The 26,138-nt window shown below is 72.3% G+C and carries 18 protein-coding genes; 14 read left to right on the top strand and 4 right to left on the bottom strand.

The genetic code is table 11. From position 1 onward, the window contains the following. Positions 1–203: 203 nt before the first annotated feature. The 11 genes from CAP_RS38305 to CAP_RS38250 all read left to right on the top strand — a co-directional run bounded on the left by CAP_RS38305 (position 204) and on the right by CAP_RS38250 (position 16,179). Positions 204–785, top strand: coding sequence for a M48 family metalloprotease (locus CAP_RS38305; protein WP_044250132.1), 582 nt, complete (start codon positions 204–206; stop codon positions 783–785). A 185-nt stretch (positions 786–970) separates the two neighbouring features. Continuing rightward, entirely contained in the window at positions 971–5,638 is a 4,668-nt protein-coding gene (locus CAP_RS54525; protein ID WP_231511943.1) for a serine/threonine-protein kinase, read from the top strand. A gap of 200 nt (positions 5,639–5,838) precedes the next feature. After that, positions 5,839–6,279, top strand: coding sequence for a chemotaxis protein CheW (locus CAP_RS38290; RefSeq protein ID WP_052376721.1), 441 nt, complete (start codon positions 5,839–5,841; stop codon positions 6,277–6,279). Between the two features lie 4 nt (positions 6,280–6,283). Next, entirely contained in the window at positions 6,284–7,810 is a 1,527-nt protein-coding gene (locus CAP_RS38285) for a CheR family methyltransferase (RefSeq protein WP_156041512.1), read from the top strand. Next, entirely contained in the window at positions 7,807–8,346 is a 540-nt protein-coding gene (locus tag CAP_RS46505; RefSeq protein WP_052376719.1) for a chemotaxis protein CheW, read from the top strand. Before CAP_RS38285 ends, CAP_RS46505 begins: the two co-directional genes overlap by 4 nt. Before the next feature lie 8 nt (positions 8,347–8,354). Then, on the top strand, positions 8,355–9,827 hold the full coding sequence (locus CAP_RS38275) for a CHASE3 domain-containing protein (protein WP_044250131.1): 1,473 nt from the start codon (positions 8,355–8,357) through the stop codon (positions 9,825–9,827). Further along, positions 9,828–11,927: a hybrid sensor histidine kinase/response regulator gene (locus CAP_RS38270; protein WP_044250130.1), complete on the top strand. Its 2,100-nt coding sequence runs from the start codon at positions 9,828–9,830 to the stop codon at positions 11,925–11,927. Continuing rightward, on the top strand, positions 11,924–12,577 hold the full coding sequence (locus CAP_RS38265; RefSeq protein WP_052376717.1) for a CheB methylesterase domain-containing protein: 654 nt from the start codon (positions 11,924–11,926) through the stop codon (positions 12,575–12,577). Before CAP_RS38270 ends, CAP_RS38265 begins: the two co-directional genes overlap by 4 nt. Positions 12,578–12,595: 18 nt before the next feature. Further along, positions 12,596–13,663, top strand: a complete 1,068-nt coding sequence (locus CAP_RS46500) for a response regulator (protein WP_052376716.1) — start codon at positions 12,596–12,598, stop codon at positions 13,661–13,663. Between the two features lie 113 nt (positions 13,664–13,776). Continuing rightward, positions 13,777–14,793 carry an NADP-dependent oxidoreductase gene (locus CAP_RS38255; protein ID WP_044250129.1) on the top strand — a complete coding sequence of 339 codons (1,017 nt, stop codon included), beginning with the start codon at positions 13,777–13,779 and terminating at the stop codon, positions 14,791–14,793. 72 nt (positions 14,794–14,865) lie between these two features. Further along, positions 14,866–16,179, top strand: a complete 1,314-nt coding sequence (locus CAP_RS38250; protein WP_044250128.1) for an ArsB/NhaD family transporter — start codon at positions 14,866–14,868, stop codon at positions 16,177–16,179. Positions 16,180–16,231: 52 nt separating this feature from the next. Here the strand turns inward: CAP_RS38250 and CAP_RS38245 are convergent, their stop codons facing one another. The 4 genes from CAP_RS38245 to CAP_RS38230 form a co-directional block, all read right to left on the bottom strand. Continuing rightward, positions 16,232–17,521, bottom strand: coding sequence for a serine/threonine-protein kinase (locus CAP_RS38245; RefSeq protein ID WP_044250126.1), 1,290 nt, complete (start codon positions 17,519–17,521; stop codon positions 16,232–16,234). 78 nt (positions 17,522–17,599) lie between these two features. Beyond that, on the bottom strand, positions 17,600–18,892 hold the full coding sequence (locus CAP_RS38240) for a WD40 repeat domain-containing protein (protein WP_044250124.1): 1,293 nt from the start codon (positions 18,890–18,892) through the stop codon (positions 17,600–17,602). A gap of 34 nt (positions 18,893–18,926) precedes the next feature. Continuing rightward, a complete protein-coding gene (locus tag CAP_RS38235; protein ID WP_044250123.1) occupies positions 18,927–20,477 on the bottom strand; it encodes a PP2C family protein-serine/threonine phosphatase in 1,551 nt (516 codons plus the stop codon). A 63-nt stretch (positions 20,478–20,540) separates the two neighbouring features. After that, entirely contained in the window at positions 20,541–22,220 is a 1,680-nt protein-coding gene (locus CAP_RS38230) for a fumarate hydratase (protein ID WP_052376715.1), read from the bottom strand. A gap of 175 nt (positions 22,221–22,395) precedes the next feature. Between CAP_RS38230 and CAP_RS38225 the strand changes: the two genes are divergently transcribed. The 3 genes from CAP_RS38225 (at position 22,396) to CAP_RS38215 (ending at position 25,560) form a co-directional block, all read left to right on the top strand. Continuing rightward, complete coding sequence (locus tag CAP_RS38225) at positions 22,396–23,361, top strand: helical backbone metal receptor (RefSeq protein ID WP_063748820.1); 966 nt, start codon at positions 22,396–22,398, stop codon at positions 23,359–23,361. 115 nt (positions 23,362–23,476) lie between these two features. Continuing rightward, positions 23,477–23,743, top strand: a complete 267-nt coding sequence (locus CAP_RS38220; RefSeq protein WP_044250122.1) for an acyl carrier protein — start codon at positions 23,477–23,479, stop codon at positions 23,741–23,743. Then, a complete protein-coding gene (locus CAP_RS38215; RefSeq protein WP_044250121.1) occupies positions 23,740–25,560 on the top strand; it encodes a fatty acyl-AMP ligase in 1,821 nt (606 codons plus the stop codon). The genes CAP_RS38220 and CAP_RS38215 overlap by 4 nt, the downstream gene beginning before the upstream one ends. The last annotated feature ends 578 nt before the right edge of the window (positions 25,561–26,138 follow it).

Raw genomic sequence — 26,138 nt, 5'->3', positions numbered from 1 at the left:
CGTCGCGGAGGTGTTCGCGGAGGCAGCGCAGGCGGGGGTCACGGCCGGCGGGCTGGAGGAGGATCCGCAGGGAGTGCTGGAGGCGCACGGGAGGCTCACGACGGCGGTGGCGCGGCACACGGCGGAGCGGGCGTTGCGTGAGGTGGTGCTGACGTCGGCGCAGGCGCTGCTCGGGTGAGCGGCGGAAGGCGGGGGCCGGAGGCGTGAAGGCGATCGATACGCGGGAGGCGCGGCAGCGGCTGGAGGCGCTCATCGAGGAGATGGGGCGACGGCCGCGGCCGATCCGGATCGTGCGCAAGGGGGCGTGCTGGCACCAGCGGTGGGCGGCGGCGGGGCTGCGGGTGGTGACGTTCGGGGGGCAGCGGACGTACCTGACGCACTACGTGACCACGCTCGGGCGGACCATCTACGTTCCCGACGACTTCGAGGGGTGGTCGCCGACGCGCGCGTGGCAGATCCTGCGGCACGAGCTGGTGCACGTGGCTCAGTTCGAGCGGTACGGGTGGGTGCTGATGGTGCTGCTCTACGGGGTGCTGCCGCTGCCGCTCGGGCTGTCGTGGTTCAGGGCGCGGTTCGAGATGGAGGCGTACGCGGAGACGCTGCGGGCGGTGGCGGAGAGCGAGGGCATGGAGGCGGCGCGGAGCCCGCAGCTCCGGGAGGAGATCGTGCGCCGCTTCACCGGGCCTGACTACGCGTGGATGTGGCCTTTTCCGGGCGTGGTGCGGGGGTGGATCGCGGAAGCGCTGGCGCAGATCGAGCGGGGTGGTGCGGACCGCGCGCGCTGAAGGCGGACTGAAGGCGGGCTGAGGGCGGGCTGAGGGCGGGCTGAAGGTGGGCCGAAAGGCGGGCTGAAGGTGGGCCGAAAGGCGGGCTGAAGGTGGGCTGAGGGCGGGCTGAAGGCGGCGAGAGGTGCAGGGGGCGTGGTAAGGTCCGGTCCCGAATGCACGGATCGGATGCGCGAAGCGCCTCGATGGCTGACGCTCCGGCGAAGATCGGGCCGTACCGCCTCCTGGCACCGCTCGGGCGCGGTGGGATGGGGGTGGTGTACCGGGCCGAGCACGAGGAGACCGGGGCGCTCGTCGCGCTGAAGACGGTGGGGGTGACCGAGTCGAGCTTGCTGTCGAGCATCCGGCGGGAGATCCACGCGCTGCGGCGGATCGATCACCCGGGCGTGGTGCGCATCGTGGGCGAGGGGGTGGAGGGAGGGCTGCCCTGGTACGCGATGGAGCTGCTCGGGGGGAGCACGCTGCGCGATCACAACACCGAGCGGTGGCGGAACCACACGACGGTGGAAGCGCTGCTGTCCGGGATGGGGTCGCGGTTCTCGGTGCAGGAGACGGACGTGGCGCTGACGGGGGCGGAAGGGCTCGGGTCGGGAGGGCTCGGGGCGGGGGCTGGCGGCGAGGACGAGATGCCGGAGGACCCGGCGAGGACGGGGCCGCTCCTGGGGCCGACGCGGGGGGTGCCACCGGCGCCGCGGGGAGAGCGGCTGCAGGTGGCGGCGAAGGAGGTGTCGGGGCCGATGGGCTTGCCCACGCCACCCACGCGGGTGCTGCCAGCGGCCCATGCGGCGGCGTCGGGAGCACCGGCGGGGTCGGGGAGGCGGGGCGGGTCGGGCGGGTCGGAGATGGATGCTCCAGGCGGCGGCGAGATGCCGATGCGCACGTTCACCGTGGCGGCGTCGGGGGAGCTGCCGCAGGCGCTGACGCTGTTCAGGGCGATCTGCAAGCCGCTCGCGTACATCCATGGGCTCGGGCTGGTGCACCGGGACCTGAAGCCGGAGAACGTGTTCGTGCGCGAGGACGGGTCGCCGGTGCTCGTCGACTTCGGGCTGGCGGTGAAGTTCGAGGGGACGAAGGGGCGGGGGGAGCTGGAGCTGCAGTTCGGGGGCAAGCCGATGGGGAGCCCGGCGTACATGGCACCGGAGCAGGTGCGGGGGGACCTCGTGGATGCGCGCGCGGACCTCTACGCGCTGGGGTGCATGCTGTACGAGGCGGTGACGGGCTCGGTGCCGTTCATGGCGGCGAACGCGGCGCTGGTGCTGTCGATGCACCTGTACGCGACGCCGCTCCCGCCATCGAGCCTGGTGGAGGGGGTGCCGCCGGCGCTGGACGCGCTGCTGATGCGGCTCCTGCAGAAGCGGCCCGAGGACCGGCTGGGCTATGCCGACGACGTGGCCGCGGCGCTGGGGGCGCTCGGGGGCGACGACATCGACCTGGTGGCGGCCCCCGCGTGGCAGCGGGCGCCGAAGCCGCAGCCCTACCTGTACCGGCCAGGGCTCGCGGGGCGGGGGGAGGCGCTGCGCACGCTGCACGGGCTCCTGAGGCGGCTGCAGGAGGGGCACGGAGGGATCGCGTTCCTGGCGGGGGAGAGCGGGATCGGCAAGACGCGGCTGGCGATGGAGGTGGCGACGGAGGCGGCGCGCCTCGGGATCGCGGTGGTGACGGGAGAGTGCATCGCTGTCTCCGCGGGCGACGGGGCGGAGCGGAGCGGGGTGAAGGGGGCGCCGCTGCACCCGCTGCGGCACCTGCTGCTCGCGGTGGCAGACCGGTGCAGGGCCGCGGGCTTCGACAGGGAGGCGCCCTCCGCGGAGCCGGACGAGGCGCGGATGAGGGCGACGTACGATGCGCTGCTCGGGCCGCGGGGGCGCCTCCTCTCGGCCTACGAGCCGGCGCTCGCGCAGCTCCCGGGGCACGAGCGGTATCCCGATCCGCCGCCGCTACCAGCCGACGCGGCGAGCTTCCGGCTGCGCAGCGCGGTGATGGAGACGCTGGCGGCGCTGTCGGGAGAGGGGCCGCTGCTTCTCGTGCTCGACGATCTGCAGTGGGCCGACGACAGCACGCTCGGGGTGCTGGAGCTGCTGGATGCGTCGTTCTTCGAGGAGAACCGGGCGCTCGTGCTCGGTACGTACCGGTCCGAGGAGGCGTCGACCGCGGTGGAGTCGCTGATCGAGGCGCCCGGGGTGCTCGCGCTGCACATCGGGCGGCTCGACGGGCGGGGGCTTTCGCGGATGGTCAGCGACATGCTGGCGATGGATCGGCCCCCGGATGCGTTCGTGGGCTTCCTGCAGCGGCAGTCGGAGGGAAACCCGTTCTTCACGGCGGAGTACCTGCGCGCCGCGGTGCAGGAGGGGCTGCTCTACCGGGACGGGCTGGGGGCGTGGCGGCTCCGCGGGCCCGGGGCGAGGGAGAGCGTGGCAGCGGGGAGCACCACGGCTGGACACGCCAAGCCGGAGAGCGTGGCAGGAGGGGCGCGCGGGACGCGCGGGACGCGTGGGACACCGGAGAGCAGGGCGCCGGGGAGCGCGGTGGCAGGAGCCAGGACGACAGACCCCGCAGGGCCGGGGAGTGTCGCGCCAGGGAGCGGCGTGCCGGGCAGCGCCACGCCGAGGAGCGAGGTCCCGGCGAGCGTCGCTCCTGGGAGCATGATGCCAGGGAGCGTCGCGCCGGGGAGTGTCGCGCCGGGAAGCGTCGTGCCTGGGAGCATCGTGCCGGGAAGTGTCGTGCCTGGGAGCATCGTGCCAGGCAGCGTCGTGCCTGGGAGCATCGTGCCAGGCAGCGTCGTGCCTGGGAGCATCGTGCCAGGCAGCGTCGTGCCGGGAAGCGCGGCAGCGGTGGCGGCGGCGATGGCGACGGCCGTGGAGGTGCGGGGGCCAGCGTCGGTGCAAGGAGAGCCCTCCTCGGCTGTCGAGAGAGAGTGGGCGGCGCTCGCGCTGCCAAGCTCGTTGAGGGAGCTGGTGTCCCGGCGGCTCGCGGGGTTGAGCCCGGGGGCGCAGCAGCTCCTGCGCATGGCCAGCGTGCTCGGGCGCGAGCTGGAGGAGGTGGTGCTCGTCAGCGCAGCCGGCGTGGACGACCTCGGCGCGCTGGAGGGGCTCGCCGAGCTGTCGCGGCGTCACGTGCTGGAGCCGGCGGAGCCAGGGCGTCTGCGCTTCGTGCACGACAAGCTGCGCGAGATCGCCTACGGCGAGATCGCCGACGAGGAGAAGCTCCGGCTGCACCGGGCGGCGGCGCTCGCGCTGGAGGCCCGCTTCGAGGCGTCGCCGGATCTGCCGCTCGCGTACCCGCAGCTCGCGCACCACTTCGCGATGGCAGGGGCCACGGACAAGGCGCTGGAGTACCTGGAGCGGGCCGGAGATCAGGCGCTCACCACGGGGGCTTCCGGCGAAGCGCGGGGGCTCTTCCTGCGCGCGCTCGCGCTGGACGGGGCGCGTCCAGAAGAGGCACGCGCCGCGAAGGTGCGGCGGGCACGGTGGGAGCGGCGGCTCGCGGAGGCCAGCTACAACCTCGGCGATCTGCGGGAAGCGGAGCTGCACTGCGTGAAGGCGCTGGGGCTCCTGGAGCGGCCGGTGGCGCGGGTGTTCGCGGGGCGCGGCGCGCAGCCGGCGGCGCTCTCGGTGCTGACGTCGGCGGCACTCTCGGCGTGGCAGCTCGGGCGGCAGCTCTTGCACCTCGGCGGCGTGGCCATCCCCCGGGCGACGCGCGGGGAGGAGCGGGACCGGCTGGCCGAGGCGGCGCTCACGGCGGAGCTGCTCTCCGAGACGTACCTGTTCCAGAACCAGGCAGCCTTCGCGTTCATGGCGGCGGTGGAGGCGACCAACGCGGCCGCAGGTCTCGGGCCCTCGGCGGCGCTGGCGCGGGGGTATGCGACGCTGAGCGTGGCGTTCGGGTACGTGCCCTGGGAGACGGTGGTGGATGCTTACGCGCGGCGCGCGGAGCAGACGGCGGCGGCGTCGCACGACGCGCAGGCCGGGGCGTTCGTGGCGTTCATGCGGGGGCTCACGGCGCTCGGCGAGGGGCGGTGCAGGGACGCGCGGGGGCTCCTGGAGAAGGCCGAGCACGAGGCGGAGCGGGTCGGGAACCGGCGGCGGCAGGAGGAGTGCATCGCGCTCCTGGGCACGGCGGCGCACCTCGACGGGGCGTGGGCAGAGGCGCTGGGGAGGTTCGCAGCGCTCCAGAGCTCCGCGCGGCGGAGCAACAACGCGCAAGGGTTGGTGTGGGCGCACAGCGGCCGGGCGCAGACGCTGATCCTGCTCGGGGAGGGGACGGAGGCGGTGGAGCTGCTGGAAGAGCTGATCGTCACCGCGGAGAAGAGCGGGGACAGGGCGCAGCAGATCACGCTCGGGCAGATCGCGCTCGCGCACCTCCTCCAGGGGGACCGGGCGGCGGCGCTGCGCACCGCGGAGAGGACGCTCGGGCTCTTGAAGGCGCAGGGAAAGCCGGCGGCGTTCCACTGCTTGCACGGGTACGTGGCGACCGGCGAGGTCCTGCTGGAGGCGTGGGAGACGGCGAGCACGGTGGAGGCGCGGGAGCGCTTCGGGCGGGAAGCGCGGCAGGCCTGCGCGGCGCTGCGCCTGTACGCGCGGGTCTTCCCGCTGGGCATCCCGGATGCGCTGCGGATCGGCGGCGTGGCGGCGTGGCTGATGGGGCGGCCCAGGAGCGCCATCGGACTGTGGGAGCAGAGCGCGGCGGAGGCTGCACGGATGGGCTTGCCGGTGCACGAGGGGCTGGCGCGGCTGGAGATGCGGCGTCTGCCAGCCCACGATGTGGAGCGAGAGCGAGACCTCGGGCAAGCGCAGGAGATCTTCGCGCGCCTCGGCATCGCCCACCTGGAGCGGCAGGCGCGCGCGGCGCGGGGTTGATTTGAGCTTGAATGAGTGGCGTGGCCCCGCATAGGTTGAGGAATGATGGCGAGCTGTGGCTCGGACGCGGAAACCGCGCCGCACGGCTTCTGGATTCATGACGAGGTACGTGGGTAGCGGGCTCCGCCGTCTACCTCGCGCTTCGCGAGATCGTCCTTCGGGCCATCGCGTACCACAGGGTGAGATCGCGGAGTTCAGACATGCAGACGGGCTCGATGAAGACGCCAGCGGAACGGCTCTCGCTCGTGATCCGTGCCGGAGGATGGCTGTGTGCGATTCCTGTGCAGGATGTCGTCGAGACCATGCGCCCCCTGCCGATCGAACCGGTGCGGGAGGCGCCTCCCTTCGTGCGGGGCGTCTCGGTGATCCGCGGCGAGCCCCTCCCGGTGGTGGACCTCGGCTTCTTGCTGAGGGGCACGGAGACCGCGGACGCCCGGCGGTTCGTGACGGTGCGCACCGGGAATCGCCGGGTGGCGCTGGCCGTGGACGAGGTGGTGGGCGTCTCGCGCGAGGAGCCCGCCGGGAAGAGCGCGCCGCCGCTGCTGGCCGAAGCCATCGCCGTCCACGTGGAGCGCCTCGCCGCACTCGATGCCCAGGCGTTCGCGGTGCTGAACACAGCGCGCCTCCTCCCGGTCACCTGATGTGATGGCCGCAGAGGACCTCTCACAGCTCGAAGATCTGCTCGAAGCGCGGTTCGGCCTCTCCTGCAGCGGCTGGCAGCGCGACGCCCTGGCGCGCGCGGTCACCCGCTGGCGGGAGCGCGCGGCGTCGGCCGGGGCGGGGGGGCTCTCCGTGGTGACCCCCGAAGAGGTGCAGCGGGTGGTCTCGGAGATCCTGGTGCGGGAGACGTACTTCTTCCGCGACCAGCGGCAGATCGAGGCGATGGTGGATGTGGCGCTGCAGGAGCGCGCCAGGGTGGGCGCCCCCGGACGGCCGCTCCGGGTGCTCTCGGCGGGGTGTGCCTCGGGGGAGGAGCCCTACTCGCTGGCCATCACCCTCCAGGAGCGCGCCGGGCACCTCGCCGGGCGCACCTGGATCCACGGCGTCGACATCAGCGAGGAGGCGGTGGAGCACGCGCGCGAGGGGGTGTACGGCACCTGGGCGCTCCGGGCCACGCCCGAGGCCACCCGCGCCCGGTGCTTCAGGGCCGAGGGAGAGCGCTTTCGCCTGCGGGACGAGCACCGGGCGCGGGTGAGCTTCGAACGCAGGAACCTCCTGGAGCCTGATCCCGACTTCTGGAAGGAGGGAGCCTTCGACGTGATCTTCTGCCGCAACGTCACCCTGTACTTCTCGGAGCGCGCCATCCGGTCGATCTTCGCGCGCTTCGCCGCGGCGCTCGCGCCCGGTGGGTTCCTCTTCGTGGGGGCCAGCGAGACGCTGCGCGGGCTGTCGGACGACTTCGAGCTGTCGTTCCACGGAGACACGGCGCTCCACCGGCGGCGCTCCGAGGAGGGGCTGCTCACCCGGGTGACGCCGGGGATCTTGAGCGTCGCGTGGATGGAGGACATCCAGCAAGCCTCGGCGCGCGTCGAGATGCTCACCGCGACGAAGCCGGGGAGCAGCGCAGCGGGCGTGGCGGTGGGCATGCCGGCTGGCGTGGCGGTGGGCATGCCGGCTGGCGTGGCGGTGGGCATGCCGGCTGGCGTGGCGGCGGGCGGGGAGGAGGGGCCGCCACTGGCCCAGGAGCTGCGGCGGCTCATCACGGCCGAGCGGTACAGCGAGGGGCTCTCGCTGATCCGGCAGGCGTCGCTCCTCGGCGAGGGGCGGGCGGACCTGCAGCTCTTCGAGGCGATCATGCTGAGCGGGCTCGGGAGGGTCGGCGAGCTGGAGCGGGTGTGCGCGCGGCTGAACGCGCTGCACGGCGAGCATGCAGGGGCCGAGTACCTGCTCGGGCTGTGCCGCGAGTACGCGGGGGATCGGGCGGGGGCGGCGCGGCTCTACCGGGACGCGCTCCGCACCGATCCGCACTTCGCCATGGCCCGACTGAGGCTCGGCCTGCAGTGCAAGGCAGCGGGGGATCTGCGCGGGGCGCGCACGGAGCTGCGGGAGGCGCTCGCCGGGCTGCGGGTGGGACCCGAGGAGCACGTGGCGCTGTTCGGGGGAGGCTTCTCCCGGGCGGCGCTCACGGCGATGTGCCGCGCGGAGCTGAGCGCCGTGGAGACCTCGCGATGAGCTGGCGATCCGTGGCTGTGGTGCGGGCGAAGCTGCGCGAACTCGGACGGGCTTTCGATGACGGGTTCGCGCTGCCGGAGCCCGATCGCACGAGCCAGGCGGTGCTCTTGCTCGGGGTACGCACGGGGCACGCCCAGTTCGCGGTCCAGATCGCGGACCTCGCGGGCGTCCACCCGAGCGGCTGGGTGGCGCGGCTGCCCGGAGGTCCGCCAGGGCTGCTCGGGCTCGCGGGGGTCCGCGGCAAGCTGCGCGCGGTCTACCACCTCGGGCACCTGCTCGGCGTGAAGTCTGCGGCCGAGGCGCCAAGGTGGCTCTTGCTCGCCAGGTACGGTGAGGGGGTGGCCTTCGCGGTCGACGAGGTGGACGCCCACCTGCGCGCGCAGGCCGACGAGATCATCCCCCGCGAGGGGGCGCGCCCGGGGGAGCGCGTCGGGTGGGTGCTCGAGCAGGGCACGCGGCGGCTCGCCGTGCTCGACATCGGCTCGCTCCTTTCCACGATAGAACAGGGCGCGGCGCGCGGACCGCGCGTGAGGTAGGTCTTTCGATGCGACGGTCATGGACCATAGGGCAGCAACTGGCGGTGGGCTTCGGTCTGCCCATTCTCCTGATCATCGGCCTCGGGCTCTTCTCCTTCCGGACCAGCCACCAGCAGGTGGACACGGCCCGCCGGGTCGCCCACACCCACGAGGTCATCGCCGACATCGTCGACGTGCTCTCGCTGGTGAAGGATGCCGAGACCGGGCAGCGCGGCTTCATCATCTCGGGCGCCGACGAGTTCCTCACACCCTACCGCACCGCCGTGGACCACGTGAACCGGGAGCTGACCGAGCTGGGTCTCCTCTACGCGAGCAGCCCGCGGCAGCAGGCGCGCTTCGAGGTGCTGCAGGGGCTGGTCCGCGAGCAGGTCCTGAAGCTCGGCGACCCCATCGCGGTGCGCCAGCGCGACGGTCTGGAGGTGGCGGCGAAGCTCGTGGCTATCGGTGAAGGAAAGCGGAGGATGGACGAGATCCGCCGCATCACCAGGGAGATGATCGACGAGGAGCGCGCCGCGCTCGCGGAACGCGCTACCGAGGCGGAGCAGGCCGCAGCCTGGCACTCGAACGTGGTCGGCTTCGGGACGGTGGGGACGATCGTGCTGGCCCTCCTCGCCGCGACGGTGGTGATGCGCACCCTGGACCGGCAGATCGGCTCCTCGGTGCAGAGCCTGCAGAGCGCCTCCTCGGAGCTTCAGGCCGCCGCCACCCAGCAGGCCAGGGGCGCGAAGGGGCAGGTCTCGTCCTCGGTGGAGGCCTCGGCGACGATGCGCGAGCTGGTCGCCACGGCCCGGCAGATCGCCGAGAGCGCGCAGCGGGTGACGCTCGTGGCGACCGACAATGCCACCGCGGCCCGCGCCGGGGAGCAGACGGTGGTCGCGGCGCGGACGGCCATCGAGACGGTGAAGCAGCAGGTGGACCGGATCGTGGGACACATGCTGGAGCTCGGGAGGCGGTCGCAGGACATCGGCGCCATCGTGGATCTCATCAACGAGCTGTCCGAGCAGACCAACATCCTCGCCATCAACGCCACCATCGAGGCCGCGGGCGCGGGTGATGCCGGGCGGCGCTTCGCGGTCATCGCCGACGAGATCCGCAGGCTCGCCGACCGGGTGGGCGGGTCGACCAAGGACATCCGCTCGCTCATCGAGGAGGTGCGCGGCGCGGCCAACACCTCGGTGATGGCCACCGAGGACGGGGCGAAGGCGGCCGATGCCTGCGCCAGGCAGTTCGTGGAGATGAGCGTGAGCTTCAGCCGCATCGCCGGGTCGGTGGAGAGCACGGCGGACGCCTCGCGGGAGATCGAACTCTCCACCCGGCAGCAGAGCACCGCCGTGGAGCAGGCGAGCACCGCGATCGCCGAGGTGGCGCAGACCGCGCGGGAGACCGACGCCAGCGCGGCGCAGATGCTGGAGACAGCGGTGCAGCTCACGTCCCTCGCGAGGCAGCTCGCGGCGCTGATCCGGCGGGAGACCGCCGCGTAGATGACGGGCTCGGCCGAGCTGCTGCGGGCCTTCCGGATCGAGGCGCGCGAGATCCTGGAGGGGCTCGCCGAGGGGCTGCTCGATCTCGAACAGAACCCGACCCGCGTCGACGTGGTCCACCGCTGCTTCCGGCTCGCGCACACCCTGAAAGGGGCCGCGCGCGTCGCGAGATTCCCGCGCGTGGCGGAGATCTCCCACGCCATCGAGGACGCGCTCGCGCCGCACCGGGGCGGCGAGGCCGTGCTGGAGCCGACGTTCGTGAGCGACCTGCTCGCGCTCGTGGGCGCCCTGGAGCACGAGGTGGCGGGGGTCGTGCCGGGCCAGAGCGGGAGCGCGCCGGCGGAGGGCGAGGGCCCCACGTCCTTGCGCTTCGGCGAGGAGCGGCTGGAGACGGTGCGGGTGGAGATCGCGGACCTCGACGCCACGCACGCGGCGGTCTCGGAGGTGAACATCCAGCTCGGCGCGGCGCGGCGCGGCGCGGAGGGCCTGCGGGATGCGCAGCGCATCGTCGCGACCCTGCTCCGAGACCTGCAGGCCAGCCGCGAAGCGAAGGGCGGCAAGGGCGGCGCGGGCAGTGCGGGGTCCATCGGCGGGCGCGGGATGAGGGTCAGCCTGGAGGCGCTCGAACGCGCCCTCGCCTCCGCGCAGGACACCCTGGGCGCGAGCCTGCAGCGGATGACCCAGGAGATCGGGGAGGTGCACCGCCAGCTCGGCGCGCTGCGGCTCTTGCCGGCGCGCACCATCCTGCCATCGCTGGAGCTCAGCGCGCGCGACGCGGCCCTGAGCCAGGGGGTGCAGGTGAGCTTCCTGGCCACGGCGGAGGAGGTGCGGCTCGAAGGCCACATCCTCTCCGCCGTCCGTGATGCGCTGCTGCACCTGGTGCGGAACGCCATCGCGCACGGCATCGAGCCTCCCGACGAGCGCCTCCGCCTGGGCAAGCCCGCGGCAGGGAGGGTGGAGATCACCGTCGCACGCCACGGCCGGCGCGCGGTGTTCGTCTGCTCCGACGACGGCCGCGGCATGGACGCCGGCGCGCTGCGGGACGCGGCCGTGGTGCGCGGGATCGTCTCGCCCACGGAGGCCGGCGCGCTCGACGATGCCGCGGCGCTCCGCCTGGCGCTCCGGGCCGGGGTGAGCACGAGCATCGGCGTGACCGAGCTGTCGGGGCGCGGCGTGGGGCTCGACGTCGTCGCCGAGACCGCCTCGCGCTTCGACGGCGAGCTGCGCCTCGCCAGCACCCCGGGCCAGGGGACGGCGATCACGCTGGAGGTCGCGCTGTCGCTCTCCTCGCTCGCGGCGCTCGGCGTGCGGGCAGACGACATGGCTATCGCGATCCCCCTCACCAGCGTGGTCGCCGTGGCCCGCCTCGCGGACAGCGAGGTGCTGCGCGACGGAGGCAGCGAGAGCATGGTGCACGAGGGGCGGATGATCCCCTTCGCGCCGCTCGCGCAGGTGCTGGGTGGGGTGGCGGTCCCGCCTCGCCCTCGCTGGACGGCGGTGATCGTGCGGGTGGAGGGCGCCCTGATGGGGCTCGGGGTGGATCGCTTGCTCGGGAGCGCGGAGGTGACGGTGAAGCCGCTGCCGCTCGCGGCCGGCGAGCACCCGCTCGTCGCAGGAGCCGCGCTCGACGCCCAGGGAGACCCGGTGCTCGTGCTCGACCCGCGCGGCCTCGCCCCGGCCATCGCGCGCATGCCGGCCGGCGCCGCTCCCGCTGGTGGACCGCCCCGCCCTCCCCTGCTGATCATCGACGACTCGCTCACCACCCGGATGCTGGAGCAGGGCATCCTCGAAGGCGCAGGCTACACGGTCGACCTCGCGGGCTCCGGAGAGGAGGGCCTCCAGAAAGCGAGAGAGCGTCGCTACGGGCTGTTCATCGTCGACATCGAGATGCCTGGCATGAGCGGCCTCGACTTCCTCCGGATCACCCGCGCGGACGAGGCGCTCCGTGACGTCCCCGTCATCGTCGTCACCTCGCTCGCGACGCCCGAGGACCGGCAGCGTGGCCTCGACGCCGGCGCCTCGGCCTACGTCGTCAAGGGAGAGTTCGACCAGCGCCGCTTCGTGACCACCGTGGGGGACCTGCTCGCGAGGCGCCCATGAAGCCCGACGCGAGGACGTCGCTCACGGGCGCCTCACCTCCCGACGCCGGGGACACGCACATGCGTCCGCGGACGTCCGTGAGGCCGCGCCTCCTCGCACTGGGCGCCTCGACGGGCGGCCCACGCGCAGTCGCGGCCGTGCTCGGCGATCTCCGTCACCCCATTCCGATCCCCGTCTTGCTCGTCATCCACGTTTCGCATCCCCTCGGCGGAACGCTCGCCCGGTGGCTCGACAGCGTGGTGCCGGCGGCCGTGACCGAGGCCAGGCACGGCGAGCCCCTCCCAGGGCCGCGGGAGAAGCGGGTGATCCTGGCGCCGCCCGGGAGCAACCTGGTCGTCCGTGATGAACGCCTCTGGCTGACCGAGGATCCCGACCCTCAGGGCTACACCCCCTCGGTCGATATGCTCTTCCACTCCGTGGCCGGTGCCTTCGGGCCGCGGGCCATCGGTTGCGTGCTGACCGGAATGGGCCGCGATGGCGCCAGCGGCCTGCTCGCGATGCGCGCAGCCGGTGCACTCACGCTTGCTCAGGATGAGGCAAGCTCCACGGTGTTCGGAATGCCCCGAGAGGCCATTCGCATCGGTGCGGCGCGACGTATCCTCGCGCTGTCCGACATCGCGCCCACCGTCTCTGCGATCTCTGGTCGGTGAGCGAGCTGGAAAAGGATCATGTACCCGGACATCCTCATTCTCGACGACAGCCTGACCGTACGCACCGACCTCCAGTCGGCGCTGGCTGCTGCCGGCTACCGGGTCACTGCTTGCTCCAGCATGGTCTCCGCGAAGCAGGAGCTGGATCGCAGACCCTTCGCGCTGATCATCCTCGACGTGGTGCTGCCCGACGGCGACGGCCTCGACCTGCTGCGCGAGCTCAAGGCTGCTCCCGAGCACGCCGCGATGCGGGTGATCGTGCTGTCCACCGAGTCGGAGGTGAAGAGCCGGGTGCGCGGCCTGGCGACCGGCGCGGACGAGTACGTCGGCAAGCCCTACGACCCCTCGTACATCCTGCGGTGTGTGCGCCGCTTCCTCGGCCCGAGCCCAACGGGCCAACCGACCCCCGAGCGGGGCGTGGGCGAGCGCAAGATCCTGGCGATCGGCGCGCGGTCCACCTACCTCACCGTGCTCGCCGAGCGCCTCCGCCTCGACCGGCACGACGTGACGCTCACCTACTCGCTGGAAGAGGCGAGCCAGTTCCTCTCCCTCACCAGCGTCGACTGCGTGGTGGTCGACGCCGCGGCCCCGGGCATCGACGCCGACGAGGTCTGCCGGCGCCTCAAGGTCACCTCCTCGTGGTCGACCATCCCCGTGCTCCTGCTCTCGGACGCGCCCCCCGCGAGCGTGGTCGGCGGCGGGCTGCTGTCGCCCCAGGACGCGGTCGCCTCTCGCTCGACGAACCTCACCTCCGTGCGCGCGAAGCTGCGCGAGCTGCTCCGGCAGCGCAGCTCCGACCACAAGCGCCCCGCCGTCGAGCAGCCCGTCCCGCGGGACAACTCGCTCTTCACCCGCCTCGTCGCCACGAGCGGCATCCCGAGCACCCAGGCGCGCGCCACCCTCGACCGCGCTCTGATGCAGGCAGGCGTCCAGTCGCACAACCTCACCCCCGAGACGCTCGAGGCCGCGCTGTCTGCCGTCGAGCGCGCCTTTCTCGCCTTCATGACCCCCGAGGAAGCCCGCTGGCGCATCAAGGCCGTCGCCGCCCTCGCCAGGCTCGCGCGCAGCCGTCGCGATCGCGAGTAGGCAGAGTGCGTCCTGGCTCAGGGGCGCCGCGGCGCTCGCGCGTGATGGTCGCTCCCCGGCTACCAGCGAAGAGCGTTAGAGTGCCGGCTCACTCTCAACGGGAGAAGGACTGCATGAGCGACGTCAACCGCGTCTACCGCCTCGTCACCCGCCCTCAGGGCATGGTCAAGGACAGCGACTTCGCCTTGAAGGAGGAGCCGAAGCCGGAGCTCCAGGGAGATGGGCAGATCCTCGTCCGCAACCTGTACCTCTCCGTCGACCCCACCCAGCGGGGCTGGCTGGAGCGCGACACCTACATGCCCATGATCGGCCTCGGCGAGGTGATGCGCGCCTTCGGCGCCGGCCGCGTGGTGGCCTCGCGCGATCCCGGCTTCGCTCCTGGCGATCTGGTGAGCGGCATGGTGGGCTGGCAGGACCACGTCGTGCTCCCCGCCAAGGGCCCCGCGGCGCCCAGCAAGCTGCCGCCCGGCGTGCCCGTCGAGAACGCCCTCAGCCTCTTCGGCATCACCGGCCTGACCGCGTACTTCGGCTTGCTGGACATCGGCCGCCCCCAGGAGGGAGACACCGTGCTGGTCTCCGGCGCCGCGGGTGCGACCGGGATGGCCGTGGGACAGATCGCCAAGATCAAGGGCTGCCGCGTCATCGGCATCGCTGGCGGCAAGGAGAAGACCTCGTGGCTCACCGGTGAGCTCGGGTTCGACGCTGCCATCGACTACAAGGCCGAGGACGTCTCCGCCCGCATCAAGGAACTCGCGCCCCGGGGCGTGAACGTCTTCTTCGAGAACGTGGGCGGCGCCATCCTCGAAGCCGGGCTCGACCACCTCGCCCAGCGCGCCCGGGTCGTGCTCTGCGGCGCCATCTCCGGCTACAACGATTCCTTCAGCATGCAGGGCCCGCGGAACTACATGAACCTCGTCCTCACCAGGAGCCGCATGGAGGGGTTCATCATCATCGACTACTTCGACCGCGTCGGAGAGGCGATGAAGGACCTCGGCACCTGGCTGCAGGCGGGCAAGATCAAGGACCGGATCGACATCGCCGAGGGCCTCGACCAGGCCCCCGCTGCGCTGCGACGCCTGTTCGAGGGCAAGAACATCGGCAAGCAGCTCGTGAAGATCGCCGACGCCTGATCGCGTCCGGCTCCGCGCGCTGCGAGCCATGCCGTTGACGCCCCTTGCGCGAAGCGCTCCCATCCGCGCCGCATGGGCCTCGTGCTCCTCATCTTCACCGCGACGTACATCCTGATCGCGGCGCGCCGCCTCCGCCTTCTTCCCATCGGCCGGCCTGCCGGTGCGCTCATCGGGGCCTGCGCCATGGTTGCACTCGGCGCGCTCGACCCGCCCTGGGGCTTGCGTCCCGAGGAGGCGTTCGCCGCCGTGGAGCCCAACACCATCGGCCTGCTCCTCGGGATGATGCTGCTCGCCGCCGCGCTCGAAGAGGCAGGCTTCTTCGAGCGCCTCGCCACCGCCATCACCCGCCGAAGGCTCTCCCCCGTCGCGCTCCTCTACGTGATCACCCTCGGCTCCGGCATCCTCTCCGCTCTGCTCGTGAACGACTCCGTGTGCGTGATGGCCACGCCGCTCGTCGCCCGCGTCGCCCAGGAGGCTGGCCTCCCGCGCGTCCCCTACCTGCTCGCGCTCGCCATGGGCGCGAACGCCGGCAGCGCGCTCACGGTCGCCGGCAACCCCCAGAACATGCTCGTCTCCCGCCTCGCCGACATCTCCTACCGCGGCTACCTCCGCGAGGCCGGCCCCGCGGCGCTGCTCGCGCTCCTCGCCACCGCCGGCACGCTCCACCTGCTCCTCGCGCGACGCCTGCGCGAGGGCGCGACGGCCGCCGCGGCACTGACGGAGACCGCCCTTTCACCGGCAGCGGCCACGCCTTCACCGGCGGACACCACGCCCTCCTCCGGACCGGACACGTCCCCGAAGCCCCCCGCGCGCGACGCCCGGCTCGCCCTCGCCTGCCTCGTCGGTGTTTCGGTGCTCTTCATCCTCGGCGCCAACCTCGCCTGGGCAGCCCTCGGCGCCGGGGCGGTCGTCATCCTCCTGCGCCGCCGCGACGCCACCGCGCTCTTCGCGCGCGTCGAGTGGACGGTCCTCGTCTTCTTCGCCGGGCTCTTCGTGGTCGTCGCCGCCCTCCAGAAGACCGCCCTCCCCGAGCGCGCCCTCGACGCCGCCGGCGCCTACCTCCCCGCGGACCCTGCCCTCGGCCTGGTCAGCCTCTCCGGCCTGCTCACCATCGCCTCCCAGATCGTCTCCAACGTGCCGATCATCCTGCTCGCCGAGCCCTGGATCCGCACCCTCCCCGATCCCCACACGGCCTGGCTCGCCACGGCGATCGCCACCACGCTCGCCGGCAACCTCACCATCCTCGGCTCGGTCGCCAACATCATCGTCATCGAGACCGCCGGCGCCCAGTCCGAGATCGGCTTCCGCGCCCACGCCAGGATCGGCATCCCTGTCACCCTGGTGTCCCTGGCGGTGGCCCTCGCGTGGCTCCTGCTCACCCGCTGACGCGCCTCACCCGCCAGCTCCGGCCGTCAGCTCCGGCCGTCAGCTCCAGCCGTCAGCCGATCGTCATCCCTACCAGCGCCAGCGCCCGGCGCAGCAGCGAGGGGCGCGATCCCGACACCGGCGGCCGCGTCTCCGTCGTCACTCCCGACGGCGGCACGGGCGTGTAACCCGTCGGCTCTCCCGCGTCGGCTCCCGCCTCGGCAGCGCGGGCCCTGAGCTGCACCCCCGACACCGGCGCGGGCGTCGGCGTCACCGGCAGCGCGATCGCCTCGATGACCGCGGGCGGCCCCATGTCCAGCGCGCGCAGGGCCCGCTGCCGCGAGCGCCGCACCGCCAGGATCTCCTCGCTGAAGTACTCCCGCAGCCACTCGCCCATCCGGAGCGGGTTCGCCACGAGGTTCGCCGACGCCGCGTAGCGCGTCAGGTCCCCCAGCATCTCCGCCGCGCTCCCGTACCGATCGTCGCGCCTCGGCTCCAGCGCCCGCAGGGTGATCGCGTGCAGCACCGCCTCGTCCGGCAACCGCAGCGGCGGCGGCGGCGCGATGTCCGCGCGCTTCGCCAGCTCCAGCAGCGCCTCGAAGCCATCGGCCCGGTAGAGCTTCCGGCCCGAGAGCAGCTCCCAGAGCAGGATCCCCGCCGCGAACACGTCGGCCCGCGCGTCGACCACCTCGCCCCGCGCGTGCTCGGGGCTCATGTACCCCGCCTTGCCCTGCAGCGCCTCCTCCAGCGCGACGGCGCCGTTGCCCGACGCCTCGCGCGCGACCTCCTGGTGCGCCCGCGCGATGCCGAAGTCGCAGAGCTTCACCTCTCCCTCGAAGCTCAGGAGCACGTTCGACGGCGACACGTCCCGGTGGAGCACCCCCATCCGGTGCGCGTACGACAGCGCCCGCAGAGTCTCGGCCACCACGAACAGCGAGAACTCCACCGGCACCGGTACCCGCTGCCGCGCCGCGCGCCGGAGCAGCTCGCGCAAGTCGAGCCCCTCCACGTACTCCATCGCGATGAACAGCGCCTCCTCGTCCCGGCCGAGGTCCTCCACCTGCGCAATGCTCGCGTGCTGCAGCCTCGCCGCGAGCCTGGCCTCTCCGGCCAGCATCTCCGCGAACTCCGGCTTGCCGGCGAGCTTCGGGGCGACCTCCTTCACCACGAGCAGCCGCGACGCCCCGAGGTCGGTGACCTCCCGGGCCAGGTAGATGTCCGCCATCCCGCCCCGACCGATGCGGTCGAAGAGCGTGTAGCGACCGAGGCGACAGGGGAGCCGCCGGCCCGTGCGAGGGGAGCCGGTGGCAGTGCCTGCCTGGCCCTCGCGGAGATCCCGAGCATGCAGAGGAGCGTCGCGCATCACGGTCGCGCCCACTCCTGACAGCCTTCCGCTCCCTGGGCCAACTAAACCGCACGCCGCATGCGTCTCGCCCCACCGCTACCCGTCCCGCGCGTCACCCGCTGCGTCCGGCGCGGGCGCCTCCCCCGAGCGCGCCCGTACCCGGCGGATCACGACCCGTCGCGAGAGCGCCCGCGCCACGAGCAGCCCGTTCGGGCTCACCGCCAGCGCCCCCTCCCCTTCCAGCGCGCGCCCGCGCCGCACCGAGCGTCCTCGCGCCTCACCGAAGCGCTGCCGCACGAGGCGCCGCGACACCCTCCCCGCTTCCGAGCGCTCCACCTCCCACAGCACGCTCTTCCCCTCCGCGTCGATGAGCGCCGCCCCGAGCACGCGCTCTTCCACGTGCCCTTCCACGTGCCCTTCCACGTGCCCTTCCACGCGCTCCTCCGCGGTCGCCTCCCCGCGCGCTTCCCTGCGTGTCGGCCGGAGCACGAGGTCTTCCCGTCGCACCTCCCCCGAGCCCACGTCCACCCGCAGCGTCGTCGCGCGCGCGCCCTCGGCCCACGCGATCACCACCTCGTCTCCCACGAAGCGCATCGCCACGTGCCCCGCCGACGCCGGGTCCACCCCGAGCGCGATCCTCCGCGCCTCCCCTCTACCCCCGCCGCTTCCGACGCCTCCGCTGCCCCCGACGCCTCCGCTGCCCCCGAAATCGCGCAGCTCGATCGCGCCTGCGCGCACCAGCGCGAGCCGCCCCCCGGCATCGTCGCCGGTGATCGCGAGCACCGGCGGCACCTCGCGATCCCGGGGCCGCTCGATGACCTTCACCGTGGCCCTGGGCACGAGCTGCCAGACCGAGATCCCCCCGTCGAACGACGCCACGGCCACCCCGGCGCCGCCCCCGATCCACCCGTACGCGCTCACCCCGAGCGCCTTGCTCTTCCCCTCCGCGTCCCGCGGCCCCACCCCGAGCGCCAGTGTCCCGCGGGCTCGCTCGAACACCTGCAGGTTCACGTCGACCACGTCGCCGCTGTTCTGGTTCGCGTGCTGCACCGCGAACCACCCCCCGTCCGGCGAGAACGCGCACGAGAACGGCGCGAAGACCCCGAGGTACGCCGCGTCGGGCTCCTCCTCCAGGTCCTGCTGGAAGAACACCCCGTCGTAGGTGTGACCGAGCCTGAACGACGCCCGCCGCTTGCCCGTCGCCACCTCGAACACCAGCACCCGCGGCGCGTGCTCCGCGAGCCCCACCGCCAGGTACTGCCCCGTCGCGTCGAACCCGAGGCACCCCACCCGCGCCCCCGTCCCCCCGAGGCGCGGCCCTCCCTTGCGCTTCCCGCCTTCCACGAGCCGCCCGAGCAGCTCCAGCTCCGACCTGAGATCGATGTTCATCGTTCCCTCACCATCAGCTCACCGCACTGCCAGCTCACCGCGAAAGCCGCCGCAGGCCGAGCACGGTCACGTCGTCCGCGGGCGGCGCAGACGCCACGTGCGCGCGGAGCGCCGCCTCCAGCCTCTCCAGCACCTTCTCCATGGGCACCCCGGGCCGCCCCGCGAGTTGCAGGAACCGCTCCTCGCCGAACCGCTCCTCGGTCTCGCTCAGCGCGTCCACCACGCCGTCCGTGAACGCCACGAGCGCATCCCCCTCCGCGACCTGCACCTGCCCCATCGTGAACTCCACGTCCCGCGCCGCCCCGAGCACCGGCCCCGTGTCCCCGAGCCGCACCAGCGTCCCGCCCGCGCGCACCAGAAGCGGCGCCTCGTGCCCGCAGTTCGCGTAGCGAAGCTCTCCGCTCGCCGGGTCCAGGATCCCCACGAATGCCGTGGTGAACATCGCCGACCTGCCGTGGTGCTCCGCCACGAACTCGTTCACCGGCTCCACGATGGCCAGCACGTCCCCGCTGGCGCGCGCGGCGTGGGTCCGGATCAGCCCCCGCATCAGGGCCATGAACAGCGCCGCCGCCACCCCCTTGTCGCACACGTCGGCGATCACCAGCGCGAGCCGCTCTCCGGGCAGCGCGAACACGTCGTAGAAGTCCCCCGACAGGTGCCGCGCCGGCAGGAAGCGCGCCCCGATCTCCCACCCCGAGACCCGCGGCAGCTCGTAGGGCAGGAACTCTGCCTGGATGAGCTGCCCCACCTGCATCTCGCGCTCGATGGCCTTCAGGCCCTTCAGCGCCTGGTCCCGCGCCACCGCCAGCTCCGCCTGCACCGCCTCCAGCTCCTTCACCCGCGCCTTCAGCGCCTCGTCGGTCTGCCCGAAGAGCTGCGCGTTGTGGATGGCGATCGCTGCCTGCGCCGCGAAGGCCTCCAGAAGCTCCATGTCGTCGCCCGAGAACTGCCCGGCCACCCCCGGGTTGTCCAGGTAGAGGACGCCGATCACCCGCCCCTGGATGGACAGCGGCGCCGCCATGATGCTCGTCAGCCGGTGCATGGTGACGCTGTTCTGGTGGGCGAAGCGCAGGTCCTCACGCGCGTCGCTGGTCACGATGCTGCGCTGGGTCTTGATCACCTCCGCGATCACCGAGGTGCTGAAGGCGAAGTCCCGCCCTTCGAGCGTCCGCTGGTCCAGGTTCCGCGCGACGCGCACCCCCAGCTCGCCGCGCTCGTCGAGCAGCACCAGGTACCCCCGCGCCGCCTCGGTCAACCCGATCACCTGGTCGAGCACCTGCTGCAGCACGGTCTGCATGTCGAGCGACGAGGTGATCGCTCGGCTCACCTCGAGCAGCGCCCGGCTCCGCGCCTCCCTCGTCGCCGCGTCCGAGAGCACCTGGTGCTGCTCCGCCGCGAAGCGGTGGAACTCCCCGAGGTGCCGGGTCATCTCCTCGATCTGCACCAGCACCTCTCCGGGGAGCTTCACCCCCCGCGCGCGCACCGTCCCGAGGAAGCTCGCCAGCTTGTACCGCAGGACGCTCGACTGACCCACGAGCCTCTCCACCAGGGTGAGGCCATCACTCGTGTCGCGCGCGCTCGCCATGCCCGCTCCCCTGCCCGCGCGCCCCCCCGGACGCAAGTCACCGCAGCCTGCCTCCCGCGCGGATCAGCTCTTCACGGGCAGCGACTTGACGTCCTTCGCGCCTCCGGCTCCTTTCGCGCCTGCCCCCGCCCCCGTCAGCGCCGCGAAGAAGTCGTTGCCCTTGTCGTCCACCACGATGAAGGCCGGGAAATCGACCACCTCGATCCGCCAGACGGCCTCCATCCCCAGCTCGGGGTACTCGAGCACCTCCACCTTCTTGATGCAGTCCTTCGCCAGCCGCGCCGCCGGCCCCCCGATCGATCCCAGGTAGAACCCGCCGTGCTTCTTGCACGCCGCGGTCACCGCCGCCGACCGGTTCCCCTTCGCCAGCATCACGTGGCTCCCGCCCGCTTCCATGAGCTGGTCCACGTAGGCGTCCATGCGCCCCGCCGTCGTCGGCCCGAAGCTCCCCGAGGCGTAGCCCTCCGGCGTCTTCGCCGGCCCCGCGTAGTACACGCAGTGGTCCTTCAGGTACTGCGGCATCCCCTCGCCGCGCTCCAGCCGCTCCTTGATCTTCGCGTGCGCGATGTCCCGCGCCACCACCATCGGCCCCGTGAGCGACAGCCGCGTCTTGATGGGATACCGCGACAGGAGCGCGCGGATCTCGCTCATCGGCATCCCGAGGTCCACCTTCACCACCTCCCCGGGCAGGTCCCCGTCGGCCGTGTCGGGCAGGTACTTCGCCGGATCGGCTTCGAGCTGCTCCAGGAACACCCCGTCCTTCGTGATCTTGCCGAGCGCCTGCCGGTCCGCGGAGCACGACACCGCGATGCCCACCGGGCAGCTCGCCCCGTGCCGCGGCAGCCGGATCACCCGCACGTCGTGGCAGAAGTACTTGCCCCCGAACTGCGCCCCGATGCCCGTACGCCGCGTCAGCTCCAGGATCTGCTGCTCCGCCTCCAGGTCGCGGAACCCGTGCCCGGTCATGCTCCCCTGCGTGGGCAGGGTGTCCAGGTAGCGCGCCGACGCGAGCTTCGCCGTCTTCAGCGTGTGCTCCGCCGAGGTCCCGCCGATGACCACCGCCAGGTGGTAGGGCGGGCACGCCGCGGTCCCCAGCGCCCGCAGGTTCTTCTCCAGGAACGCCGTGAGCCCCTCCGGGTTGAGGAGCGCCTTGGTCTCCTGGAACAGGTACGTCTTGTTGGCCGAGCCCCCGCCCTTGGCCATGAACAGAAACTTGTAAGCGTCGCCGTCCGTCGCGAAGATCTCGATCTGCGCCGGCAGGTTGTTGCCGGTGTTCTTCTCCGTGAACATGTCGAGCGGCGCGAGCTGCGAGTAGCGCAGGTTCGCCGTCCGGTAGGTGTCGTAAACACCCCGCGCGATGGCCGCTTCGTCCCCGCCGCCCGTGAACACGAGCTGCCCCTTCTTGCCCATCACGATCGCGGTGCCGGTGTCCTGGCACATGGGCAGCACGCCGCCCGCCGCGATGTTCGCGTTCTTGAGCAGGTCGAGGGCCACGAACCTGTCGTTCGCCGACGCCTCGGGGTCGTCCAGGATCGTGCGGAGCTGCGCGAGGTGCCCTGGCCTGAGCAGGTGCGCGATGTCGCGCATCGCCTCCCGCGTCAGCAAGGTGAGCGCCTCCGGCTCCACCCGGAGGAAGGTCTGCCCGGCCGCCTCGAACGTGGAGACGTGCTCCTTCGTGAGCAGCCGGTACGGCGTCTCGTCCTTCCCGATGGGCAGCAGGTCTTCGTGGCGGAAATCGCTCATGGAATGCACCTCGTCAGCGACGCCTAACATTCCAGAGGATGGCCCGTTTCGCCACCCTCACCCGCGGCCACCCGCGGCCACCCGCGGCAGCCCGCGGCAGTCCGCCGCAGCCAGCGGCAACCTTCGCCCAACCCGGTGCGCCCGGCCCCGCGCCGCGCTAGAGAGCCCGACCACGATGCACGTCATCAGCATCCACGACGACCTCGACCGCAAGCACGTCTGGCCCGAGCCGCCGGCCCGCATCGTCTCGCTCGTCCCGAGCGACACCTACTCGCTCCTCCGCCTCGGCGCCGGCGACCGCCTCGTCGGCCGCACCCGCTACTGCTTCGAGCCGCAGGGGGAGGTCGATCGCATCGAGATCGTGGGCGGCACCAAGGACGCCGACGTCGACCGCATCATCGCCCTGGAGCCCGACGTGGTCATCGCCAACCAGGAGGAGAACAACCGCCACGACATCGCCCGCATCGAGTCTGCCGGCGTGCGCGTCTTCGTCTCCTTCCCCCGCCGCGTCGCCGAGGGCGTCAGCCACCTTGCCCGCCTGGCGCGCCTGCTCGGCGCCGACGCCAACACCCACAGCCCGGAGCGCACCCTCATCGCCGAGATCTACCGGATCCACCGCGAGGCCGAGGCGAGCCGCAGCCAGGAGCCCCCGCTCCGCGCCTTCGTCCCCATCTGGATGGACCCGCTCATGACCGCCAACGGAGAGACCTTCCTCTCCGACGCCCTCGACCTCGCGGGCGCGCAGAACGTCTTCGCCGACCGCCCCCGCCGTTACCCGCTCGCCGCCGACATCGGCCTCGCGAAGGCCCTCTCGCCCGAGCGCGTCGGCGACCGCGACACCCGCTACCCCCGGGTCACCCTCGACGAGATCGTCGCGCGCGCCCCCGAGATCGTGCTCCTCCCCGACGAGCCGCACCCCTTCACCGCCGCCGACGCCGAGGTCTTCCGGGCCCTCGCCATACCCGCTGCAAAGCACGGTCAGATCGTCTTCTGCAACGGCAAGGACCTCATGTGGTACGGCGCGCGCGCCGTGGAAGGCATCGCGCGGCTGCGTGCGCTCGTCGATGCAGCGCGTCGCGCGCAGCGCTCGAACGGCGCGAACGGCGCGAACGGCGCGGGCGGCGCAAACGGCGCGGAGTAATCCAGCGCGCGTCGAAAAAGCGTAGCCCGTTACGCACGCCTCGCGCGCGCCCCCCGCGCCCTTCGCGCCCGCGTACGCAGTACTCGCGCCCGCCGAGTTGCGGTAGAGGCGCGTCATGATGTGGACACGGAACAAAGTAAACGCCGACCTCATCGAAGTGCTCAAGGGTCACGCCCAGGTGGACGTGGAGATCACCGACAGCAGCCACCTCGTGGGTGACCTGAGCATCGACTCGCTCGGGGTGATGGAGGTCCTCGCGGACCTCGAGGACAAGTTCAAGCTGACCATCCCCGACAGCATGCTCGGCGAGGTGGAGACGGTGGGCGACGTGGCCAAGGCCATCACGAGCCGCCTGGAGAAGGACGGGAGGCTCGAAGCATGAGCGCCGACTGGAAGCCGCGCACTGTCGCGCAGGCCCTCGAGGACGCCGCGGTCAGCACCCAGACCGGCTTCCGCTTCCTCGAAGAGTCGACCGAGGTGGAGCCCTTCTTCACCCACGCCGGCATCGAGCGCTCCAGCGCCCGTTACGGCGGCGCCTTGCAGGCCCTGGGCCTCAAGAAGGGTGACCGCGTCGCCCTCATCCTCCCGGACAACGCCGACTTCGTCTTCGCGTTCCTCGGCGCCATCCGCGCCGGCATCGTCCCCGTGCCCATCTACCCGCCCACGGGCCTCGGCAAGCTCGCCGGCTACCTGGAGAACACCCTCCACATCGTCGAGAAGAGCGGGGCCAAGGTGCTGGTCACCAGCGGCGAGATCAAGCGCATGCTCGGCACCATCCAGGCCAAGGCTCCGCAGCTCGAACAGGTGGTCGCCATCGAGCCCCTCCGCAGCGCCCGCGAGGACCTCCGCCCGGTGAAGGCGGAGCTGTCAGATCCCTGCTTCCTCCAGTTCACGAGCGGCTCCACCTCGCGCCCCAAGGGCGTCATCCTCACCCACGAGAACCTCGCCGCGAACGTGCGCGCCATCATGCAGCTCGGCCTCGCCGCGCGCGACAGCGTGGACAGCGGCGTCTCGTGGCTGCCGCTCTACCACGACATGGGGCTCATCGGCTTCGTCATCGCCCCGCTCTACCACGTCAACACCATCACCTTCCTGCCCCCGCTCCTCTTCCTCAAGCGCCCCGCGCGCTGGCTGGAGACCCTGAGCCGCTACAAGGGCAGCATCTCCTTCGGCCCGAACTTCGCGTACGCCCTCTGCGTCAAGCGCATCCGCGAGCAGGAGATGGAGGGCCTCGACCTGTCGCACTGGCGCATCGCCGGCTGCGGCGCCGAGCCCATCCGCGCCGAGAACCTCCGCGCCTTCGCCGACAAGTTCGCGCGCGTCGGCTTCGACGAGAAGGCCTTCGTGTGCTGCTACGGCATGGCCGAGAGCACCCTCGCCATCTCGTTCAGCAAGATCAATACCGGCGTCGTCACCGACACCGTCAAGGGCGACGCCCTCTGGGCCGAGGGCAAGGCCGTGCCGGTGCGAGCCGACGACGAGGGCGCCGAGAGCGAGGGCGCCGTGCCCATCGTCCAGTGCGGCCAGGCGTTCGAGGGCCACCAGATCGGCGTCTTTGCCCCCGACGACGAGGAGAGCGCGCGCCCCCTCGCCGACCGCGACGTGGGCGAGCTGCGCCTGCGCGGCCCGAGCGTGACCCCCGGCTACTACAACGAGCCCGAGATCACGAAGCAGGCCTTCGCTGGCGGCTGGCTCCGGACCGGAGACCTCGGCTACCTCGCCGACGGCTTCGTCCACATCTGCGGCCGCTCCAAGGAAGTGATCATCGTCAACGGCCGCAACTACTACCCCCAGGACCTCGAATGGGAGGCCGGCGCGGTCCAGGGCGTGCGCAAGGGCAACGTCATCGCCTTCGGCACCATGAAGCCCCACAACGACCGCGAGCGGGTGGTGATCGCCTTCGAGACCACCGTCAGCCAGCCCGCCGAGAAGCAGGCCCTCCAGGCCGAGGTCCGCAAGGCCGTGCAGCAGGCCCTCGGCCTCACGGTCGACGACGTGGTTGCCCTCGCCCCGGGCGTCCTCCCCAAGACGTCGAGCGGCAAGCTTCAGCGCGCCAGGACCCGCGAGCTCTTCGAGAGCGGCGAGCTGCTCGACCGCACCTCCGCCCGCGAGGTGGACAAGCTCGACCTCGCCAAGGAACTCGCCAAGAGCCAGCTCGGCTTCCTGCGCCACGCCATCTTCGGCACCAAGAACGACTGACCTGCCTCCACGCTGGACCAGGGGCCATCCGGCCCCTGCGCACCTCCCCGCCTGTCACGACCCCCTCGACCCGCGTGAACCCTGCGTTGACACTCCCGCCTGGGTCCCGCCTGGGTCCCGCTTACGCCACGCCGCAGGGGTGTCCCCGAATCACACGCCATAGCCACGGTGTCCCCGCCGGTCACGCGTGCACGCCGTGATGTGCCCCGTCGAATTCATGAGAATGGTTCTCGTGCCATAGCAACGGTACCCGTGCGTTCACGCGTGCATGCGGCGGTGACACTGTCCGACCAGCCTCCGTCGAATTGGCGAGAATCGATTGCGTGCCAATGGCAACGGTATCCAATGGTTGACACGTGCATTCAGCAGTGACACTCCCTGTCCGCGCTTTCATTGAAATCACCTGGTGACGTCGCGATCGTCGACCTAGAGTGACCGCGTCCGGGAGCCCGGGGCTCCTTGCCGGGCAAGGCCGCGCGACCACCGTTGCGTGCCGCGCACGACATTCACGCGCGCTTCAGCGCTATCTGCGCTTCAGCGCCATGCGGGGCGCGAGCACCAATGCACGGTGTATTCGC

Source organism: Chondromyces apiculatus DSM 436 (assembly GCF_000601485.1).
Lineage (GTDB): Bacteria > Myxococcota_A > Polyangia > Polyangiales > Polyangiaceae > Chondromyces > Chondromyces apiculatus.
The sequence above is the reverse complement of the archived record's forward strand: the minus strand, read 5'-3'. Positions and strand labels throughout refer to the sequence as shown.

Bases quoted from the DNA above. Each gene is read 5' to 3' on its own strand.
- CAP_RS54525 (WP_231511943.1), top strand. From the start codon at position 971: ATGGCTGACGCTCCGGCGAAGATCGGGCCGTACCGCCTCCTGGCACCG.
- CAP_RS38290 (WP_052376721.1), top strand. From the start codon at position 5,839: ATGCAGACGGGCTCGATGAAGACGCCAGCGGAACGGCTCTCGCTCGTG.
- CAP_RS38285 (WP_156041512.1), top strand. From the start codon at position 6,284: ATGGCCGCAGAGGACCTCTCACAGCTCGAAGATCTGCTCGAAGCGCGG.
- CAP_RS46505 (WP_052376719.1), top strand. From the start codon at position 7,807: ATGAGCTGGCGATCCGTGGCTGTGGTGCGGGCGAAGCTGCGCGAACTC.
- CAP_RS38275 (WP_044250131.1), top strand. From the start codon at position 8,355: ATGCGACGGTCATGGACCATAGGGCAGCAACTGGCGGTGGGCTTCGGT.
- CAP_RS38270 (WP_044250130.1), top strand. From the start codon at position 9,828: ATGACGGGCTCGGCCGAGCTGCTGCGGGCCTTCCGGATCGAGGCGCGC.
- CAP_RS38265 (WP_052376717.1), top strand. From the start codon at position 11,924: ATGAAGCCCGACGCGAGGACGTCGCTCACGGGCGCCTCACCTCCCGAC.
- CAP_RS46500 (WP_052376716.1), top strand. From the start codon at position 12,596: ATGTACCCGGACATCCTCATTCTCGACGACAGCCTGACCGTACGCACC.
- CAP_RS38255 (WP_044250129.1), top strand. From the start codon at position 13,777: ATGAGCGACGTCAACCGCGTCTACCGCCTCGTCACCCGCCCTCAGGGC.
- CAP_RS38250 (WP_044250128.1), top strand. From the start codon at position 14,866: ATGGGCCTCGTGCTCCTCATCTTCACCGCGACGTACATCCTGATCGCG.
- CAP_RS38245 (WP_044250126.1), bottom strand. From the start codon at position 17,521: ATGCGCGACGCTCCTCTGCATGCTCGGGATCTCCGCGAGGGCCAGGCA.
- CAP_RS38240 (WP_044250124.1), bottom strand. From the start codon at position 18,892: ATGAACATCGATCTCAGGTCGGAGCTGGAGCTGCTCGGGCGGCTCGTG.
- CAP_RS38235 (WP_044250123.1), bottom strand. From the start codon at position 20,477: ATGGCGAGCGCGCGCGACACGAGTGATGGCCTCACCCTGGTGGAGAGG.
- CAP_RS38230 (WP_052376715.1), bottom strand. From the start codon at position 22,220: ATGAGCGATTTCCGCCACGAAGACCTGCTGCCCATCGGGAAGGACGAG.
- CAP_RS38225 (WP_063748820.1), top strand. From the start codon at position 22,396: ATGCACGTCATCAGCATCCACGACGACCTCGACCGCAAGCACGTCTGG.
- CAP_RS38220 (WP_044250122.1), top strand. From the start codon at position 23,477: ATGATGTGGACACGGAACAAAGTAAACGCCGACCTCATCGAAGTGCTC.
- CAP_RS38215 (WP_044250121.1), top strand. From the start codon at position 23,740: ATGAGCGCCGACTGGAAGCCGCGCACTGTCGCGCAGGCCCTCGAGGAC.